A 16,851-nucleotide genomic window follows, 5' to 3' on the forward strand; every position below is an offset into this window, starting at 1 on the left:
GGCCTCTTAGTGGGTTTAATCAACGCACATCAGCATAAAGCCCATTGAAGAATCGCCGGCGGGTTTGTTATCACCCACCATGAGTGTCAATACATTAATGTAATTGATCGCCGGCAGCCCACCCAACTTGGCGTGACCATAGAAGATACGTTCATTAGAGTACACATCCGTCACCGACACCGTACAGAAGCTCGGCACCTCTTTAAAAACACCGGGCACGAATCTAACTTTATACTCTGAAAAGTAGTCAGGTTGCGCAGTCAATTTTACTTCTTTAATCCACGTGGGCGATTGCGCATAGACCGTTCCCTTATCGTCAACAGACGCTGTATATACCCTGCCTTTCCCATAGACCGACGCAGCAGAGCCCACTGCCATCAACGCTATGAAAATGCCAGCAACTTTAATAAAGTTCATTATCACTTCTCTCTCATCGAATACATTTCAAAGCCCAACCTTAAATGATTCGAAGGCGATAAAAGCGCACTTTCAATGGTGTACAAATAAAACAGAAAAACCATCAAGACACTGTGCGTTCTACTGACCGGCTTTAGGATGCTTCCGATCGCAAACAACTGTTGAGTCGCCACTATTCGTAGGCAAACTCCGACAAACACCAAGACTATTCCCTGATTACTCCGACCTCTTAAACACACCACCGAACCCTGTGGGAGCCGGGCTTGCCCGCGATGGCGGTGTATCAGCCACCATCAGCAGTGCCTGACACACCGCCATCGCGGGCAAGCCCGGCTCCCACATTGGATCTCCATCGGTTCGGGGATCGAGGTTGGTCCTACACGACCGTTGCGGGCGGACAGATCGCCGCTTATAGTTCGCCCCGTCGCTGAGAACAGCGATAGGGTTTCGCAGCCCTAACGATACGTGTGTAACCGAGCATCATGAATGCAACGAGGAGCGCTTCTGCGCCCGACGTTTACTTTATGGTGGCTGTGTGTGGGAGACCTTCGGGTCTGCCGGGTTCCTCGTATCCTCGGTCTGCGAACCCGCACACAGCTACCACCCATTCGTTTCGCAGCGATCGGCGGTAGTCCTTCTAGATACGAGGAATATTCACCATGACCGACCCATTACCGCCCCGCCGCTTCTACCCCTGCACCGAATCCGCCACCGATTCACCGGTGCTCTTGATCGACAGCGCCGCCCCACTGCCCGACCTCCACGCCTGCCTGCGCGAACGCCTCAACGCCGCCCTCGAACACCTCAACCTGATGGCCTGCTCCAGCCTCCCGGACTTCGCCGAGCGCGACCTGAATAACGTGGCCAATACCGCACGCATTCTGGTGCAGGACGTGAGCGACGTGTTCCGCGTCATTGAGCACCGAGGTTTCGATACCGCTGCCTGATCAAATCCCGGCCACAAAAAAGCCCGCATCGCTGCGGGCTTCTTTTTAAACGCTCAAGGCTCAGTTCACCTTGGCGTTCAACTCACCTTTCAGGTAACGCTGGTACATCGCTTCCAACGAGATCGGCTTGATCTTCGAAGCATTACCGGCAGTACCAAACGCTTCGTAGCGAGCGATACATACATCACGCATGGCCGTTACGGTAGCGCCGAAGAATTTACGTGGGTCAAATTCGCTCGGGTTGGTAGCCATCAGGCGACGCATTGCGCCGGTGGATGCCAGGCGCAGGTCGGTGTCGATGTTGACCTTGCGCACGCCGTACTTGATGCCTTCGACGATTTCTTCAACCGGCACGCCGTAGGTTTCTTTGATGTCGCCGCCGTACTGGTTGATGATCGCCAACCATTCTTGCGGGACCGAGGAAGAGCCGTGCATCACCAGGTGGGTGTTCGGAATGCGTTTGTGGATTTCCTTGATGCGGTCGATAGCCAGCACGTCACCGGTAGGTGGCTTGGTGAACTTGTAGGCGCCGTGGCTGGTGCCGATGGCGATGGCCAGGGCATCAACTTGGGTTTTCTTCACGAAGTCAGCGGCTTCTTCCGGGTCGGTCAGCATCTGGCTGTGATCCAGCACGCCTTCGGCGCCGATGCCGTCTTCTTCGCCGGCCATACCGGTTTCCAGGGAACCCAGGCAGCCCAGCTCGCCTTCAACCGAAACCCCACAGGCGTGAGCCATGGCCACGGTTTGCTGGGTTACGCGCACGTTGTACTCGTAGTCGGTTGGGGTCTTGCCGTCTTCGCCCAGGGAGCCGTCCATCATTACCGAGCTGAAACCCAGTTGGATGGAGCGCTGGCACACGTCAGGGCTGGTGCCGTGGTCCTGGTGCATGCACACCGGGATGTGCGGGAATTCTTCGATAGCGGCGAGGATCAGGTGACGCAGGAACGGGGCGCCGGCGTATTTGCGCGCACCGGCCGAAGCCTGGACGATCACGGGGGAGTCGGTCTTGTCAGCGGCTTCCATGATGGCGCGCATCTGCTCAAGGTTGTTGACGTTAAAGGCTGGGACGCCGTAGCCGAACTCGGCTGCGTGGTCCAGCATTTGACGCATGCTGATAAGTGCCATTGTGTTGTCTCTCCCGGTCGAGGGTCGTTAATCGTGCAAGCCTGCCGTAGCGGCGGCTGCTATTCAAGTTATTGCAGATCAAGGGGTTAAGCTTGAGCTGCTGAATCGTTATTGCAGTGTCCGGTTCGCACATAAGTGACTTTGGAACCGGATCAATGTGGGAGCTGGCTTGCCTGCGATGGGGGCAGATCAGACAACATTTGTTTTGCTGACCCACCGCAATCGCAGGCAAGCCAGCTCCCACATTTTGATCTCATCTATTTTGAGACCGTGTTCTTACTGGGCCTTACAGCCACGCCCAATCAAATCATCGGTGGCGACCCAGTAAACCAGGCCTTCCTCACCTTTTGTGTGAAACGCCAGCTGGCCGTCGCTGTACAGCACGCCCGAGGCGGCAACCTCTTGTTTAAGGCGATAAACCTGGTCCGAACCACCGAGGCGTACATCCACTTCGGAACGTGCCGCATTGGTAAAGTGCCAGTTGACCTCGGCCTTGCTGTCGCAGGTCCAGGTGGTCCATTTGTCTGCCGGTTCTGCGGCCTTGTTGAACATGTTCATGCTGCTGCAACCGGCCAACAAGGCCAGGGCTGCGAGGGCGAAAACGCCTTTCATTGCCACTCCTCGAACGACGACCCCAAGGGCCGCCACTGCTGTCGGTTAGTTGATCAGACCCGTCATGGGCAACCCTGTTCCTGACCGTTGGGCGCGGCGTCGTATTGTTCCAGCCGTTCATTGCCGATGCGTTTGTTGATCACCGGCATGGTTTCGGCCTGCCAGTCGGCCTGGTAGCAGCTTTTTTTCGGCGCAGCCCCAGGCGCTTGCGCCTCGGGCGCAGCGCTTGGCGTGCTGCCGCAGCCGGCCAACAGGCCCGCTGCGATCACCAGTGCCAACGACTTGATCATGGGAATGCTCCTTTTCCGGATCACGAGCCTTAACCTTTGGCTCGGGTTTCCAGCACTTCAACGGCCGGCAACACTTTGCCTTCGACGAATTCGAGGAAAGCGCCGCCACCGGTAGAAATGTAGGAGATCTGGTCAGCAACGCCATATTTATCGATGGCGGCCAGGGTGTCACCGCCGCCGGCGATGGAGAATGCCGAGCTTTCGGCAATCGCCTTGGCCAGCACTTTGGTGCCGTTGCCGAACTGGTCGAACTCAAACACACCGACCGGGCCGTTCCACAGAATGGTCTGGGAGGCTTTCAGCAGTTGCGCAAAGTTAGCCGCCGTTTGTGGGCCGATATCCAGGATCATGTCGTCAGCCGCCACGTCAGCAATCAGCTTGACGGTGGCTTCGGCGCTTTCAGCGAATTCCTTGGCAACCACCACGTCCACCGGCAGCGGCACGCTGACTTTGGCGGCGATGGCGCGGGCAGTGTCGAGCAGGTCTGGCTCGTACAGCGACTTGCCCACCGGATGCCCGGCTGCGGCCAGGAAGGTGTTGGCGATGCCGCCGCCGACGATCAGCTGGTTGCAGATCTGGCTGAGGCTGTTGAGCACGTCCAGCTTGGTCGACACTTTGGAGCCGGCCACGATGGCAGCCATCGGTTGTGCCGGAGCACCCAGCGCCTTGCCCAATGCATCCAGCTCAGCAGCCAGCAATGGGCCAGCCGCGGCAACTTTAGCGAACTTGGCCACGCCGTGGGTCGAGCCTTCGGCGCGGTGCGCGGTGCCGAAAGCGTCCATCACAAACACGTCGCACAGGGCCGCGTATTGCTGGGCCAGTTCGTCGCTGTTCTTTTTCTCGCCTTTGTTAAAGCGCACGTTTTCGAACAGCACGATATCACCAGGCGCAACAGAGACGCCGCCCAGGTAGTCGGCTACCAGCGGCACGTCGCGGCCCAGGGCCTTGCTCAGGTAGTCGGCTACAGGCTTGAGGCTGTTTTCGGCGCTGAACTCACCTTCGGTCGGGCGACCCAGGTGGGAGCAGACCATCACGGCCGCGCCTTTTTCCAGGGCCAGCTTGATGGTCGGCAGCGAGGCCAGGATTCGCGCATCGCTGGTGACAACACCGTCCTTGACTGGGACGTTGAGGTCTTCGCGAATCAGTACGCGCTTACCTTGCAGATCGAGGTCGGTCATCTTCAACACGGTCATGGGTCGCAGTTCCTGAATTACTGTTGAGGTTGTTTAGAAGCGATGTGCAGATAGTGCTCTGCCACATCCAGCATGCGGTTGGCAAAACCCCATTCGTTGTCGAACCACGCCAGGATGTTCACCAGCCTGGGGCCGGAAACACGGGTCTGGCTGGCATCGACAATCGCCGAATGCGGGTCATGGTTGAAATCACAACTGGCGTGCGGCAACTCGGTGTAGGCCAGCAGGCCTTTGAGCGGGCCGCTGGTGGCGGCGTCGCGCAAGATCCGGTTGACCTCCGTCGCGTCAGTGTCGCTGACGGTTTGCATGGTGATGTCCAGACAGGACACATTCACCGTCGGCACCCGTACGGCTTTGGCCTGGATTCGCCCGGCAAGTTCCGGCAACAGTCGCTCGATGCCACGGGCCAGGCCGGTAGACACCGGAATCACCGACTGGAACGCCGAGCGCGTGCGGCGCAGGTCTTCATGATGATAGGCGTCGATCACCGGCTGGTCGTTCATCGCCGAGTGAATCGTGGTGATCGACACATAATCGATACCGATCGCCTGATCCAGCAGGCGCAACAGCGGCACGCTGCAGTTGGTGGTGCAGGAGGCGTTGGACACCAGCAGTTCATCGCCGGTCAGGCAATCCTGGTTGATACCGTAGACGATGGTGGCGTCCACATCCGCCTCGCTGGCCATCGGCTGGGAAAACAGCACACGCGGTGCGCCGGCGTCGAGAAAACGCTGGCCATCGGCACGGGTGTGATAGACACCGGAACATTCCAGCACCAGGTCAACGCCCAGTGCTTTCCAGTCGATGCCTTCGGGGGTGGCACTGCGCAAGACCTTCACGCAGGTGCCATTAATATGCAGACAATCGCCCTCGACCCGCACTTCGCCGGGGAAGCGGCCGTGGGTGGAGTCAAAGCGTGTCAGGTATTCGATGCTGGCCATGTCAGCCAAATCGTTGATCGCCACAATTTCAAACCCGGCCGCCGCCCCTCGCTCGAACAGAGCACGCAAGACGCAACGACCAATGCGGCCGTAGCCGTTGAGTGCAACTTTGTAGGGACGCGGTTGAGGCATGGGGTTCTCGATCAAGGTGAGTTCGGTGTCGAATGTTCTGACGCCATCGCGGGCAAGCCCGCTCCCACATTAGACCGTAATCCAAATGTGGGAGCGGGCTTGCCCGCGATGGCGCCAGTACAGACAACGCAGACTGACTTAGTCTTCCAGCAGCTCTTCAGCCTGACCCAGGATGTTTTCCAGGGTGAAACCGAATTCTTCGAACAACGCTGGCGCCGGCGCCGACTCACCGTAGGTGGTCATGCCGATCACGCGGCCTTCCAGGCCCACGTACTTGTACCAGTAGTCGGCGTGAGCCGCTTCGATGGCGATACGTGCGCTGACCTGCAACGGCAATACCGATTGCTTGTAGTCGGCATCCTGGGCTTCGAACAGGCTGGTGCACGGCATGGACACAACGCGAACATTGCGGCCCTGGGCGGTCAGCTTGTCGTAGGCCTGAACAGTCAGGCCGACTTCGGAGCCTGTGGAGATCAGGATCAGTTCCGGCTCGCCGATGCAGTCTTTAAGCACATAACCGCCACGGCTGATGTTGGCGATCTGCGCGTCGGTACGCACTTGGTGTTGCAGGTTCTGACGCGAGAAGATCAGCGCCGAAGGGCCGTCCTTACGCTCGATCGCGTGCTTCCAGGCCACGGCCGATTCCACGGCGTCGGCTGGGCGCCAGCAATCCAGGTTCGGCGTGGTACGCAGGCTGGTCAGTTGCTCGACCGGCTGGTGCGTCGGGCCGTCTTCGCCCAGGCCGATGGAGTCGTGGGTGTACACATGGATCACCCGCTTCTTCATCAGCGCGGCCATACGTACCGCATTACGCGCGTATTCCATGAACATCAGGAAGGTCGCGCCGTAAGGCACCAGGCCGCCGTGCAGGGACACGCCGTTCATGATGGCGCTCATGCCGAACTCGCGCACGCCGTAGTACATGTAGTTGCCGCTGGCGTCTTCGGCCGAGACACCTTTGCAACCTTTCCACAGGGTCAGGTTGGAACCGGCCAGGTCAGCCGAACCGCCGAGGATCTCAGGCAGCAATGGGCCAAAGGCGTTCAGGGTGTTCTGGCTGGCTTTACGGCTGGCGATGGTCTCGCCCTTGGCCGCGACTTCGGCGATGTAGGCCGAGGCTTTTTCCGAGAAGTCGGCAGGCAGGTCACCGGCCAGGCGGCGCACCAGCTCGTTGGCCAATTCCGGGAATTCGGCGGAGTAGGCAGCAAAACGCTGGTCCCACTCGGCTTCGGCGGCCAGGCCTTTTTCCTTGGCGCTCCACTCGGCGTAGATGTCAGCCGGGATTTCGAACGGGCCATGGTTCCACTTCAGCGCTTCGCGAGCCAAGGCAATTTCCGCGTCACCCAGTGGGGCGCCGTGGCAGTCTTCTTTACCTTGCTTGTTCGGCGAGCCGAAACCGATGATGGTCTTGCAGCAGATCAGGGTCGGCTGCTCGCTCTTGCGCGCGGTGTCGATGGCGGTCTTGATCTCTTCCGGATCGTGACCGTCAACGTTGCGGATCACCTGCCAGTTGTAGGCTTCGAAACGCTTTGGCGTGTCGTCGGTGAACCAGCCTTCGACTTCGCCGTCGATGGAGATGCCGTTGTCATCGTAGAAGGCAATCAGCTTGCCCAGGCCCAGGGTGCCGGCCAGGGAAGCGACTTCGTGGGAAATGCCTTCCATCATGCAGCCATCACCCAGGAACACGTAGGTGTGGTGGTCGACAATGTTGTGGCCAGGGCGGTTGAACTGCGCGCCCAATACTTTTTCCGCCAGCGCAAAACCCACGGCGTTGGCCAGGCCCTGGCCCAGCGGGCCAGTGGTGGTCTCGACGCCTGGGGTGTAGCCGAATTCCGGGTGGCCCGGGGTGCGGCTGTGCAGCTGGCGGAAGCTCTTGAGGTCATCGATGGTGACGTCGTAGCCGGTCAGGTGCAGCAGCGAGTAGATCAGCATCGAGCCGTGGCCGTTGGACAGCACGAAGCGGTCACGGTCAGCGAACGACGGGTTGCTCGGGTTGTGCTTCAGGTAGTCACGCCAAAGTACCTCGGCGATATCCGCCATGCCCATCGGGGCACCGGGATGGCCGCTGTTGGCTTTTTGCACGGCATCCATGCTGAGGGCACGAATGGCGTTGGCACGCTCACGACGGCTGGGCATCGCTGATCTCCTGGAGTTTGAGTAGAAGAAACGGAAAAAAGGACCGGCATTTTCCCTCAGCCACCGCCTGCGGGCAATGACAGATAGTCACTTGTAGGTGTTTTTCCTGCGGTTTACCCGGCATTGGCTTGCAGAAACAGCCCACCGGTTCGTCTAAAGGTTATAGCGGCTGCTTATAACTACCGATTATCGACCAATATCAAAACTTTTTGATATTGGCCTTGCGGGGATTTCCACCCGTCACTAGACTGCTGGCCTTATGAACCTACCCGTGCCCTCCCTGCGTCCCGACGACGGCGATGAGCTGGCTGCCTTATGCAAGGCCGCTGGTGATTCGTTGCGCCTGAACGTGTTGCGCGCACTGGCCAACGACTCTTTTGGGGTGCTGGAACTGGCGCAGATCTTCGCCATCGGCCAATCCGGCATGAGCCACCACCTCAAGGTGCTGGCCCAGGCCGAGCTGGTGGCTACGCGCCGCGAAGGCAATGCGATTTTCTATCGCCGCGCCCTGCCCCACACCGAGCTGCTCGGCGGCAAGCTGCACGCTGCCCTGCTCGAAGAGGTAGACAGTTTGGGCCTGCCCAGCGATGTGCAGTCGCGCATCAGCCAGGTCCACGGGCAACGCGCCGCCGCCAGTCAGGACTTTTTCTCACGGGTAGCCGAGAAGTTTCGCGCCCAACAGGACTTGATCGCCGGTTTGCCCCAATACCGCGAAAGCGTACTGGCGCTGTTGGACAAGCTGAGCTTCAGTGATGAGGCGACGGCGTTGGAAGTTGGCCCCGGCGACGGTGGCTTCCTGCCGGAACTGGCACGTCGCTTCAAGCAGGTGACCGCGCTGGACAACAGCCCGGCGATGCTTGAACTCGCGCGCCAGCTGTGCGAGCGCGAAGCGCTGGGCAACGTCAGCCTGCAGTTGGCCGACGCGTTGAATGACACCAGCCTGCTGGCCGATTGTGTGGTGCTGAACATGGTCTTGCACCATTTTGCGGCCCCCGCCGAAGCCCTCAAGCAGATGGCGAATTTGCTGCAACCGGGCGGCAGCCTGCTGGTCACAGATTTATGCAGCCACAACCAGAATTGGGCCAAGGAGGCCTGCGGTGATCTCTGGTTGGGTTTTGAACAGGACGATCTGGCCCGTTGGGCCACCGCTGCGGGACTCGTTCCCGGGGAAAGCCTCTATGTAGGTTTACGTAATGGTTTCCAGATCCAGGTCCGCCACTTTCAGCGACCGACTGGCGACACTCACCATCGGTAAATATCAGGAAAACATCGAGATGAGCGAATACTCCCTTTTCACCTCCGAGTCCGTGTCTGAAGGGCATCCGGACAAAATCGCCGACCAGATTTCTGACGCGGTGCTGGACGCCATCATTGCTGAAGACAAGTTCGCCCGCGTGGCGTGCGAGACTCTGGTGAAAACGGGCGTGGCGATCATCGCCGGTGAAGTCACCACCACGGCCTGGGTCGACCTGGAGCAGATCGTTCGTGACGTGATCACCGACATTGGCTACAACAGCTCCGACGTCGGCTTCGACGGCGCGACCTGCGGCGTGATGAACATCATCGGCAAGCAGTCCCCCGACATCAACCAGGGTGTGGACCGCGCCAAGCCTGAAGATCAGGGCGCCGGCGACCAGGGCCTGATGTTCGGCTACGCCAGCAACGAAACCGACGTGCTGATGCCGGCACCGATCACCTTCTCGCACCAGCTGGTACAGCGCCAGGCGCAAGCACGTAAATCCGGCGTGCTGCCATGGCTGCGTCCAGACGCCAAGTCCCAGGTCACCTGCCGTTACGAAGGCGGCAAAGTGGTGGGCATCGACGCCGTTGTACTGTCGACCCAGCACAACCCGGACGTGTCCTACGCCGACCTGCGTGAAGGCGTGATGGAGCTGATCGTCAAGCACGTGCTGCCTGCCGAACTGCTGACCAAAGACACTCAGTTCCACATCAACCCGACCGGCCAGTTCATCATCGGCGGCCCGGTGGGTGACTGCGGCCTGACCGGTCGCAAGATCATCGTCGATAGCTACGGCGGCATGGCCCGTCATGGCGGTGGTGCGTTCTCGGGTAAAGATCCCTCCAAGGTTGACCGCTCGGCGGCCTACGCCGGTCGTTACGTGGCCAAGAACATCGTCGCGGCCGGCCTGGCCGAGCGTTGCGAAATCCAGGTTTCCTACGCGATCGGTGTAGCCCAGCCTACGTCGATCTCGCTGAATACCTTCGGCACCGGCAAGATCAGCGATGACAAGATCGTCAAGCTGGTGCGTGAGATCTTCGACCTGCGCCCTTACGCAATCACCACCATGCTCGACCTGCTGCACCCGATGTACCAGGACACTGCAGCCTATGGCCACTTCGGCCGTACCCCTGCGCAGAAGACTGTCGGCGACGACACCTTCACCACCTTCACCTGGGAAAAAACCGACCGCGCCAACGACCTGCGCACTGCCGCCGGCCTGTAAGCACGCGTTGCACCAAAAGCCCCGCCGGGTTCGCCCGACGGGGCTTTTTATTGTCTGCGTGATGACTTTCGTATTTTTTGGATCCAATGCTTGCAGGCCAAATAATGGCCCTCTAGAATCCGCGCCCTCTCGGGCCTCTCACCTTATTTGGATATTGCCTTGCGCCAGCCCGGGATAGACCAGCGCGCAAGCAATCGAACATTGAGGTTTTTCATGCGCATTTCCACGCTCGCTCCTGCCGCCCTGCTGTTGTGCCTGTTTGCCCTGCCGGCCCATGCCGCCGACCTGAGTGCATTGGGTGGCGCCTTGAGCACTCAGCTAGGCGGCAAAACCGGCGACTGTCAGCAGCAAGCCAAAGACCTGCAAGCCAAGATCGATGCGGCGCAAGCCAAGAACGACCTGCTGAGCGTCCAGGCGTTTAAAGCGGCTCAGGAGCAGCTCAACAAAGGTTGTAACAAACTGGCAGAATCCCAGGCCAAGGTCGATGCCAAGCAACAAACACAGGAAGCCAAGATGGAAAAGAACGATGCCGTGAAGGCGTTGGGCGGCCTGTTCAAGTAACTGGTAACACCCGGTAAAAAGCCCCGCACTGCCGGGGCTTTTTTGTGGCCGCCTGGATCACTTAGGCTGAGCGTCCCTTCCGAGCAAGGATGCTCATGATGCATTTACTGATTGCCCTTCTACTCAGCGCCCTGGCGTTTCCAGCCTGGGCCGAAGACTGCCCCGAAGAGGCACGCTCACAGGTCGGCACCCTGGCTGAACAGCTCAAGCTCTGGGATGACAGTTACCACCGGCTCGGTCAGTCCCCGGTCAGCGACGAGCTGTACGACCAGGCCCGACAGCGCCTGGCGCGGTGGCAGGCCTGTTTTGCGCAAACGCAGTCGACGGCTGATAACCCGCTGGCAGGTGCACGCGGTACGCAGCCTCATCCAGTCGCTCATACCGGCCTGGAAAAGCTGGTGGATGAAGGGGCCGTGGGTGAGTGGCTCAAGACACGCCAGGACGTCTGGATCCAGCCCAAAGTCGACGGCGTTGCGGTGACGCTGGTGTATCGCAAAGGCCGCCTGAGCCAGCTCATCAGCCGTGGCGACGGCCTGCTCGGTCAGGACTGGACAGCCGCCGCGCGCAAGATCCAGGGCATTGTCCAGCAACTGCCAGAGCCCATCGACCTGGTGCTGCAAGGCGAACTCTATTGGCGTCTTGACGATCATGTGCAGTCCGAACACGGCGGGCTCAGTGCCCGCAGCAAAGTGGCGGGGCTGATGAATCGCCGACAGTTAAGCGATGCCGAGGCCTCCAGGATCGGGCTATTCGTCTGGGCCTGGCCCGACGGCCCGACAGACTTCAGCACGCGCCTGGCCACCCTGGCGCGCTGGGGGTTCACCGATAGCCGCCGCTACAGCCATCCCGTGCAAAACCTCACTGAAGCCGCGCATTGGCGCAGGTACTGGTACAACCATCCGCTGCCCTTTGCCAGCGATGGCGTGGTGCTGCACCAGGCCCGGCACGCACCTGCCAAGCGCTGGCAGGTCAGCGCGCCGTATTGGGCGGTCGCCTGGAAATACCCGATAACCAGGGCTTTGGCGCTGGTACGCAAGGTGCAGTTCAAGATCGGCCGCACGGGGCGTATCACGCCCATCCTGGAACTGGAGTCGGTGCGACTGGACGACCGGCAAATCCGCCGCGTCAGCGTCGGCTCCTTGAAACACTGGCATGCACTGGATATCCGCCCCGGCGATCAGGTCTCCATCAGCCTTGCCGGCCAAGTGATTCCTCGGTTGGAGCAAGTGATCCTGCGCAACGAGACCAGGGTGGCGGTGCAAGTACCGGATGCGCGCAACTTCCACGCCTTGAGTTGTTGGCAACTGGACCCTGGCTGCGAAGAGCAATTGCTGGCGCGCCTGACCTGGCTGAGCAGCAACCAGGGACTGGCCCTGCCTTATATGGGCCGCGAGACCTGGAACGCATTGATCCAGGCCGGTCTAATCGCAGGCATTCTCGATTGGTTAACCCTGGATGCGGCAGAGCTTGCTAACATTGACGGCTTCGGTGATCGCCGCCGTGCCCGGGTGCTCGACAGCCTGCAAAGCGCGCGGCAACGGCCCTTTGCACAATGGCTAAAAGCCCTGGGCGTACCGCCTTCGGCGCGCAACGATCTGGAGGGTGGCTGGCAGGCCCTGGCCGCCAAAGACACGCAAGCCTGGCTGGCCACCGACGGCATTGGCCCGGGCCGCGCGGCGCAATTGAGCGCTTTTTTTCGCGACCCGCAAGTACAAGCGTTAGCTGAAACATTACGCGTGGCTGGAATTGACGGGTTTTAAGCCCAACCCGGCCACTTTTACTCCCGGCAGAATTCACCCTGCCATCCGATTGCGACCTTGGAGCCTCACATGAAATTTCTAACCCCACTTGCCTTGTTGGCCACCGTAAGCCTGGCGAGCATGCCGCTGCTGGCCGCCGAAGAAGTGCCGGAACTCACCGGCTGCGCCGCCAAGCGCCAGGCCATCAGCGCACAAATCGAACAAGCCAAAACCCATGGCAACAGCGAACAACAAGCCGGCCTGGAAAAAGCCCTGAGCGAAGTCACCGCCCACTGCACCGATGCGTCCTTGCGCAAAGAACGCGAGAACAAAGTGCTCGACGCCAAGCACGAAGTCACCCGCCGTCAGGCCGACCTCGACAAGGCGATGAAAAAAGGCGATGCCGACAAGATCAACAAACGCAAAGACAAGCTGGCTCAGTCGCGCAAAGAACTGCAGGAGGCTGTCGACGAACTCGACAAATAAAACCGGTCAGTGGTCGCGAAACTGTTTATGGCAGGCCGTGCAGGCATCTTCGACTTTCTGCACCGCAGGCCCCAGGTTGCTGGCCTTGTAGGGCTGCACCTGGCTTGCGATTACCAATTCACCGGTAGCCGTTTCAAGGTTTCGGGCCAGCTCCTGGAAGCGTGCCTGCTGTTGCCACACAGTATCCTTGGCGCTGGTGTGATCTTCCTCACGCACACTCGGGAAATGCTTCCACGGTTCGTGGGACAACGCATCGAGCTTGACCGCGCCTTCGGCGAACTTCGCGCCGTCGAACGGGATACGCCCACGCAGCATGCCGCCCAGGTCTTCGCCGGTCTTGAGCATCTGTTTGAAGATGGCCTTGCGTTGGCCCAGCGGCGAATTAGGATCGACACCGCCGCAGGCGGACAAGGTCAGGCAGGCCAGCAATACCACGGTCAGTTTTTTAAAAGTCATGATGGCTTCAGGGTCACGGGAAACGGCGGCCAGTATCCTCGCCCCGCCCGCAAAGACCAATAGCCCTATTAATAATAAGGGTTGCCTGAATGCGCTGCGGCGCAGGCAACCGCTTCAGGAATTACGTGTATGAATGTCACCTTGAAACGCTGGAGCCGCCGAATGGTGTGGGCTCTGCCGATGGTTGCGCTGCTGGCCGGTTGCGATGGCGGCAAAGACACCGGCAAAAAAGATGAAGCGGCCAAGCCCCATGCCGTCGCCACCTATGTCAGTGCACCGTGGGAAGCGCTGCCGGCGGTTTCCGACAGCGACCTGCTGGCCGGGTTTGAATCCTGGCGCAGTGCCTGCCAGCGCCTAAAAGCTGATCCGGTGTGGGGCGCAACCTGTGCCGCCGCCGCCACCGTACCGGGCGATGCCGTAGCCGTGCGCGGTTTTCTCAAGGAGCGCCTGGATGTGTTCGGCCTGCGCTCGGCCGACAACACACCCAATGGCCTGATCACCGGCTACTACGAGCCGGTCTACCCCGGCAGCCTGACCGAAACCGCCACCGCCCATGTGCCGGTGTACGGCGTGCCGGACGACCTGATCATCGTCAACCTGGAAAGCATCTACCCGGAACTCAAGGGCAAGCGCCTGCGCGGCCGCCTCGAGGGCCGTGTACTCAAGCCGTATGACGACGCCAGCACCATCAACGGCCAAGGCTCCACTGCCAAGCCGATTGCCTGGCTGACCAACCCGATGGACCTGCAATTCCTGCAGATTCAAGGCTCGGGGCGTATTCAACTGGCCGGTGGGCGCCAATTGCGCGTGGGCTATGGCGACCAGAATGGTTACCCGTACCGCCCGATCGGCCGCTGGCTGGTGGAGCAAGGCGAACTGAAAAAAGAAGACGTGACCATGGGCGCCATCAGCGCCTGGGCCAAGGCCAACCCGCAGCGCATTCCGCAATTGTTGGCGAGCAACCCCAGCTACGTGTTTTTCAGCGCCCGCCCGGACAGCAACGAAGGCCCGCGCGGCTCACTGAATGTGCCGCTGACGGCGGGTTACAGCGTGGCGGTAGACCGCAAGGTGATTCCGCTGGGCAGCCTGTTGTGGCTGTCGACCACCAAACCCGATGGCTCGCCCATCGCACGGCCCGTCGCCGCGCAGGACACCGGCGGCGCGATCACCGGCGAAGTGCGCGCAGACTTGTTCTGGGGCACCGGTGACGCGGCGGGTGAGCTGGCGGGGAATATGAAGCAGCAGGGGCAGATCTGGATGCTGTGGCCCAAGGGCGCGGCGTTGCCCCACGTGCCGGATGCGCCTGCCGGCACCTGAATAACGCTGAAGAACCCATGTGTGCGGGCCTGTGTGGGAGCTGGCTTGCCTGCGATAGCATCACCGCGGTGTAACTGACATACCGAGGTGCCCGAATCGCAGGCAAGCCAGCTCCCACACAAGCCAGCTCCCACAGGGAATTACGTCAAACCTCTAGATCGACACAAAAAAGAAACTCGCAATCAACGCCATCCCTGCAAACCACACCAGCGAACGCAGCATCGCCCAGTCGGCCAGGTAGCAAATGATGTACAGCAGGCGACTGGTGATAAACAGCACCGCCAGTACATTGATGGTCACCAGCGACGCCGTACCGGCCAGATGCGCGATGATTACCGCCGCTGCAAACGCAGGCGTCACTTCAAAGCTGTTGAGCTGGGCATTGTGGGCGCGCTTGGCGACGCCTTCGACGGTATCCAGGAAGGCACGCGGGTCGTGGTTCTGCCGCGGGCCGAACTTGCCACCGCTGAACTTGGCCACCCCTGTGCACAGGTAAGGCAGGAATATTGCGATCAACACACACCAGAAAGCGGCCGTCATCATGGATTCCTTTTTTTGTTTTAAATAGAAATTAGAGTTTTAGCACTATCACTGCAAAATCGCACTCACCGGCTATGAACCGAGGCGCGCCGAAAGGTTCTATCAGGCTTTTAGCCGGCGCCTTGAAACATCCCGCCGCTGTTGCGGTCCATCCCAGCAATAACGACCTTCCCTCACTTCCAAGGACCTCGGATGCTTGAACTTGTCGCCGCCTTTATTTGCCTTACCACCCTGCTCACCTATGTGAACTACCGATTTATCGGGCTGCCGCCCACTATCGGCGTAATGGTCACGGCCCTGCTGTTTTCCCTGATTTTGCAAGGCCTGAGCCTTATCGGCTACCCAGGCCTCGAAGAACGTATCCAGCAGTTAATCGGCCAGATCGACTTCGGCGACTTGCTGATGAACTGGATGCTGTCGTTCCTGCTGTTCGCCGGCGCCTTGCACGTCAACCTCAACGACCTGCGCAGCTATCGCTGGCCCATCGGCCTGCTGGCGACCTTCGGCGTATTGATCGCCACCGTGGTCATCGGCAGCCTGGCGTACTACATCTTTGCCCTGTTCGGCTGGCACGTCAGCTTCCTCTACTGCCTGCTGTTCGGTGCATTGATTTCGCCCACCGACCCGATTGCGGTGTTGGGCGTGCTGCGAACCGCCAACGCCTCCAAACCACTGAAAACCACCATCGTCGGCGAATCGCTGTTCAACGACGGCACGGCGGTGGTGGTGTTTACGGTACTGCTGGGCATCGCACAATTGGGCGAGACACCGACCGTCGGCGCCACGGCCATGCTGTTCGCCCATGAAGCGATTGGCGGCGTGGTGTTCGGCGGGCTGATCGGCTACTTGGTGTACCTGATGATCAAGAGCATCGAGCAGCATCAGATCGAAGTGATGCTGACTCTCGCGCTGGTGATCGGCGGTTCGGCAATGGCGACCGAACTGCACGTTTCGGCGCCGATTGCCATGGTGGTGGCCGGGCTGATCATCGGCAACCTGGGGCGCAAGCTGGCCATGAACGACATGACCCGCCGCTACCTCGACGGCTTCTGGGAGTTGCTCGATGACATGCTCAACGCCCTGCTGTTTGCACTGATCGGCATGGAGCTGCTGCTGTTGCCGTTCAACTGGCTGCACGTACTGGCCGCCAGCTTGCTGGCCGTGGCGATCCTGGCCTCACGCCTGCTGACCGTGGCCCCGGCGATCCTGTTGCTGCGCCGCTGGCGCACGGTGCCACGCGGCACTATCCGCATTCTCACCTGGGGTGGTTTGCGCGGTGGCGTCTCGGTAGCACTGGCGCTGGCCCTGCCGCTTGGCCCGGAACGCGACTTGCTGCTGAGCATCACCTACATCGTGGTGCTGTCGTCGATCCTGTTGCAGGGTTTGAGCATCGGCAAGCTGGTCAAGCATGTGACCAAAGATGAGCCTGCACCGCCAACCGAGGCTCACTGATTGAGGCCGGCGGCGGATTCATTTCGCCGCCGGCGCCTGCGA

Annotated in this window: 17 protein-coding genes; 8 read left to right on the plus strand and 9 right to left on the minus strand. The window is 60.3% G+C overall.

Annotated features, from left to right (window positions below):
- Nucleotides 1-15: 15 nt before the first annotated feature.
- A complete protein-coding gene (locus HBO41_RS20680; RefSeq protein ID WP_017139392.1) occupies nt 16-417 on the minus strand; it encodes a hypothetical protein in 402 nt (133 codons plus the stop codon).
- A gap of 659 nt (nt 418-1,076) precedes the next feature.
- Between HBO41_RS20680 and HBO41_RS20690 the strand changes: the two genes are divergently transcribed.
- Nucleotides 1,077-1,364 carry a hypothetical protein gene (locus HBO41_RS20690; RefSeq protein WP_017139393.1) on the plus strand — a complete coding sequence of 96 codons (288 nt, stop codon included), beginning with the start codon at nt 1,077-1,079 and terminating at the stop codon, nt 1,362-1,364.
- Between the two features lie 60 nt (nt 1,365-1,424).
- Here the strand turns inward: HBO41_RS20690 and fba are convergent, their stop codons facing one another.
- The 6 genes from fba to tkt form a co-directional block, all read right to left on the minus strand.
- Entirely contained in the window at nt 1,425-2,489 is a 1,065-nt protein-coding gene (fba, locus tag HBO41_RS20695) for a class II fructose-bisphosphate aldolase (RefSeq protein ID WP_003177554.1), read from the minus strand.
- Between the two features lie 276 nt (nt 2,490-2,765).
- Nucleotides 2,766-3,101 (minus strand): MliC family protein, encoded by a 336-nt coding sequence (locus HBO41_RS20700; protein ID WP_017139394.1) that lies wholly within the window; start codon nt 3,099-3,101, stop codon nt 2,766-2,768.
- A gap of 62 nt (nt 3,102-3,163) precedes the next feature.
- A complete protein-coding gene (locus tag HBO41_RS20705; RefSeq protein WP_056857743.1) occupies nt 3,164-3,391 on the minus strand; it encodes a hypothetical protein in 228 nt (75 codons plus the stop codon).
- Nucleotides 3,392-3,420: 29 nt separating this feature from the next.
- Entirely contained in the window at nt 3,421-4,584 is a 1,164-nt protein-coding gene (locus HBO41_RS20710) for a phosphoglycerate kinase (protein WP_099550363.1), read from the minus strand.
- 17 nt (nt 4,585-4,601) lie between these two features.
- Nucleotides 4,602-5,657: an erythrose-4-phosphate dehydrogenase gene (gene epd / locus HBO41_RS20715; RefSeq protein ID WP_017139397.1), complete on the minus strand. Its 1,056-nt coding sequence runs from the start codon at nt 5,655-5,657 to the stop codon at nt 4,602-4,604.
- A gap of 138 nt (nt 5,658-5,795) precedes the next feature.
- Nucleotides 5,796-7,793, minus strand: coding sequence for a transketolase (tkt, locus tag HBO41_RS20720; protein WP_138453924.1), 1,998 nt, complete (start codon nt 7,791-7,793; stop codon nt 5,796-5,798).
- A 259-nt stretch (nt 7,794-8,052) separates the two neighbouring features.
- Here tkt and HBO41_RS20725 point away from each other — a divergent pair, with 259 nt between their 5' ends.
- The 5 genes from HBO41_RS20725 to HBO41_RS20745 all read left to right on the plus strand — a co-directional run bounded on the left by HBO41_RS20725 (nt 8,053) and on the right by HBO41_RS20745 (nt 13,044).
- Nucleotides 8,053-9,048 carry a metalloregulator ArsR/SmtB family transcription factor gene (locus HBO41_RS20725; RefSeq protein ID WP_169987537.1) on the plus strand — a complete coding sequence of 332 codons (996 nt, stop codon included), beginning with the start codon at nt 8,053-8,055 and terminating at the stop codon, nt 9,046-9,048.
- 19 nt (nt 9,049-9,067) lie between these two features.
- On the plus strand, nt 9,068-10,258 hold the full coding sequence (gene metK / locus HBO41_RS20730) for a methionine adenosyltransferase (protein WP_099550362.1): 1,191 nt from the start codon (nt 9,068-9,070) through the stop codon (nt 10,256-10,258).
- Between the two features lie 213 nt (nt 10,259-10,471).
- Entirely contained in the window at nt 10,472-10,819 is a 348-nt protein-coding gene (locus HBO41_RS20735; protein ID WP_169987539.1) for a hypothetical protein, read from the plus strand.
- Nucleotides 10,820-10,914: 95 nt separating this feature from the next.
- Nucleotides 10,915-12,579, plus strand: a complete 1,665-nt coding sequence (ligB, locus tag HBO41_RS20740; protein WP_099550361.1) for an NAD-dependent DNA ligase LigB — start codon at nt 10,915-10,917, stop codon at nt 12,577-12,579.
- Nucleotides 12,580-12,648: 69 nt separating this feature from the next.
- Nucleotides 12,649-13,044 (plus strand): DUF1090 domain-containing protein, encoded by a 396-nt coding sequence (locus HBO41_RS20745; RefSeq protein ID WP_169987541.1) that lies wholly within the window; start codon nt 12,649-12,651, stop codon nt 13,042-13,044.
- Nucleotides 13,045-13,050: 6 nt separating this feature from the next.
- On the opposite strand, the gene HBO41_RS20750 is transcribed toward HBO41_RS20745, so the two are convergent.
- Nucleotides 13,051-13,500, minus strand: a complete 450-nt coding sequence (locus HBO41_RS20750; RefSeq protein ID WP_017139404.1) for a cytochrome c — start codon at nt 13,498-13,500, stop codon at nt 13,051-13,053.
- A 129-nt stretch (nt 13,501-13,629) separates the two neighbouring features.
- Here HBO41_RS20750 and HBO41_RS20755 point away from each other — a divergent pair, with 129 nt between their 5' ends.
- Nucleotides 13,630-14,817 carry a murein transglycosylase A gene (locus tag HBO41_RS20755; RefSeq protein WP_017139405.1) on the plus strand — a complete coding sequence of 396 codons (1,188 nt, stop codon included), beginning with the start codon at nt 13,630-13,632 and terminating at the stop codon, nt 14,815-14,817.
- A 153-nt stretch (nt 14,818-14,970) separates the two neighbouring features.
- Here HBO41_RS20755 and HBO41_RS20760 read toward each other — a convergent pair whose 3' ends face one another.
- Complete coding sequence (locus HBO41_RS20760; protein ID WP_138449257.1) at nt 14,971-15,357, minus strand: MAPEG family protein; 387 nt, start codon at nt 15,355-15,357, stop codon at nt 14,971-14,973.
- A gap of 192 nt (nt 15,358-15,549) precedes the next feature.
- Here HBO41_RS20760 and HBO41_RS20765 point away from each other — a divergent pair, with 192 nt between their 5' ends.
- Entirely contained in the window at nt 15,550-16,809 is a 1,260-nt protein-coding gene (locus tag HBO41_RS20765) for a sodium:proton antiporter (RefSeq protein ID WP_169987543.1), read from the plus strand.
- Nucleotides 16,810-16,851: the final 42 nt, after the last annotated feature.

This window comes from Pseudomonas sp. WS 5146 (genome assembly GCF_012985495.1).
Lineage (GTDB): Bacteria > Pseudomonadota > Gammaproteobacteria > Pseudomonadales > Pseudomonadaceae > Aquipseudomonas > Aquipseudomonas edaphica.

Coding starts and splice junctions, on each gene's coding strand:
- HBO41_RS20735 (WP_169987539.1), top strand. CDS start 10,472: ATGCGCATTTCCACGCTCGCTCCTGCCGCCCTGCTGTTGTGCCTGTTT.
- metK (WP_099550362.1), top strand. CDS start 9,068: ATGAGCGAATACTCCCTTTTCACCTCCGAGTCCGTGTCTGAAGGGCAT.
- HBO41_RS20690 (WP_017139393.1), top strand. CDS start 1,077: ATGACCGACCCATTACCGCCCCGCCGCTTCTACCCCTGCACCGAATCC.
- HBO41_RS20710 (WP_099550363.1), bottom strand. CDS start 4,584: ATGACCGTGTTGAAGATGACCGACCTCGATCTGCAAGGTAAGCGCGTA.
- fba (WP_003177554.1), bottom strand. CDS start 2,489: ATGGCACTTATCAGCATGCGTCAAATGCTGGACCACGCAGCCGAGTTC.
- tkt (WP_138453924.1), bottom strand. CDS start 7,793: ATGCCCAGCCGTCGTGAGCGTGCCAACGCCATTCGTGCCCTCAGCATG.
- HBO41_RS20705 (WP_056857743.1), bottom strand. CDS start 3,391: ATGATCAAGTCGTTGGCACTGGTGATCGCAGCGGGCCTGTTGGCCGGC.
- HBO41_RS20760 (WP_138449257.1), bottom strand. CDS start 15,357: ATGACGGCCGCTTTCTGGTGTGTGTTGATCGCAATATTCCTGCCTTAC.
- HBO41_RS20700 (WP_017139394.1), bottom strand. CDS start 3,101: ATGAAAGGCGTTTTCGCCCTCGCAGCCCTGGCCTTGTTGGCCGGTTGC.
- HBO41_RS20680 (WP_017139392.1), bottom strand. CDS start 417: ATGAACTTTATTAAAGTTGCTGGCATTTTCATAGCGTTGATGGCAGTG.
- HBO41_RS20750 (WP_017139404.1), bottom strand. CDS start 13,500: ATGACTTTTAAAAAACTGACCGTGGTATTGCTGGCCTGCCTGACCTTG.
- HBO41_RS20745 (WP_169987541.1), top strand. CDS start 12,649: ATGAAATTTCTAACCCCACTTGCCTTGTTGGCCACCGTAAGCCTGGCG.
- HBO41_RS20765 (WP_169987543.1), top strand. CDS start 15,550: ATGCTTGAACTTGTCGCCGCCTTTATTTGCCTTACCACCCTGCTCACC.
- epd (WP_017139397.1), bottom strand. CDS start 5,657: ATGCCTCAACCGCGTCCCTACAAAGTTGCACTCAACGGCTACGGCCGC.
- ligB (WP_099550361.1), top strand. CDS start 10,915: ATGATGCATTTACTGATTGCCCTTCTACTCAGCGCCCTGGCGTTTCCA.
- HBO41_RS20755 (WP_017139405.1), top strand. CDS start 13,630: ATGAATGTCACCTTGAAACGCTGGAGCCGCCGAATGGTGTGGGCTCTG.
- HBO41_RS20725 (WP_169987537.1), top strand. CDS start 8,053: ATGAACCTACCCGTGCCCTCCCTGCGTCCCGACGACGGCGATGAGCTG.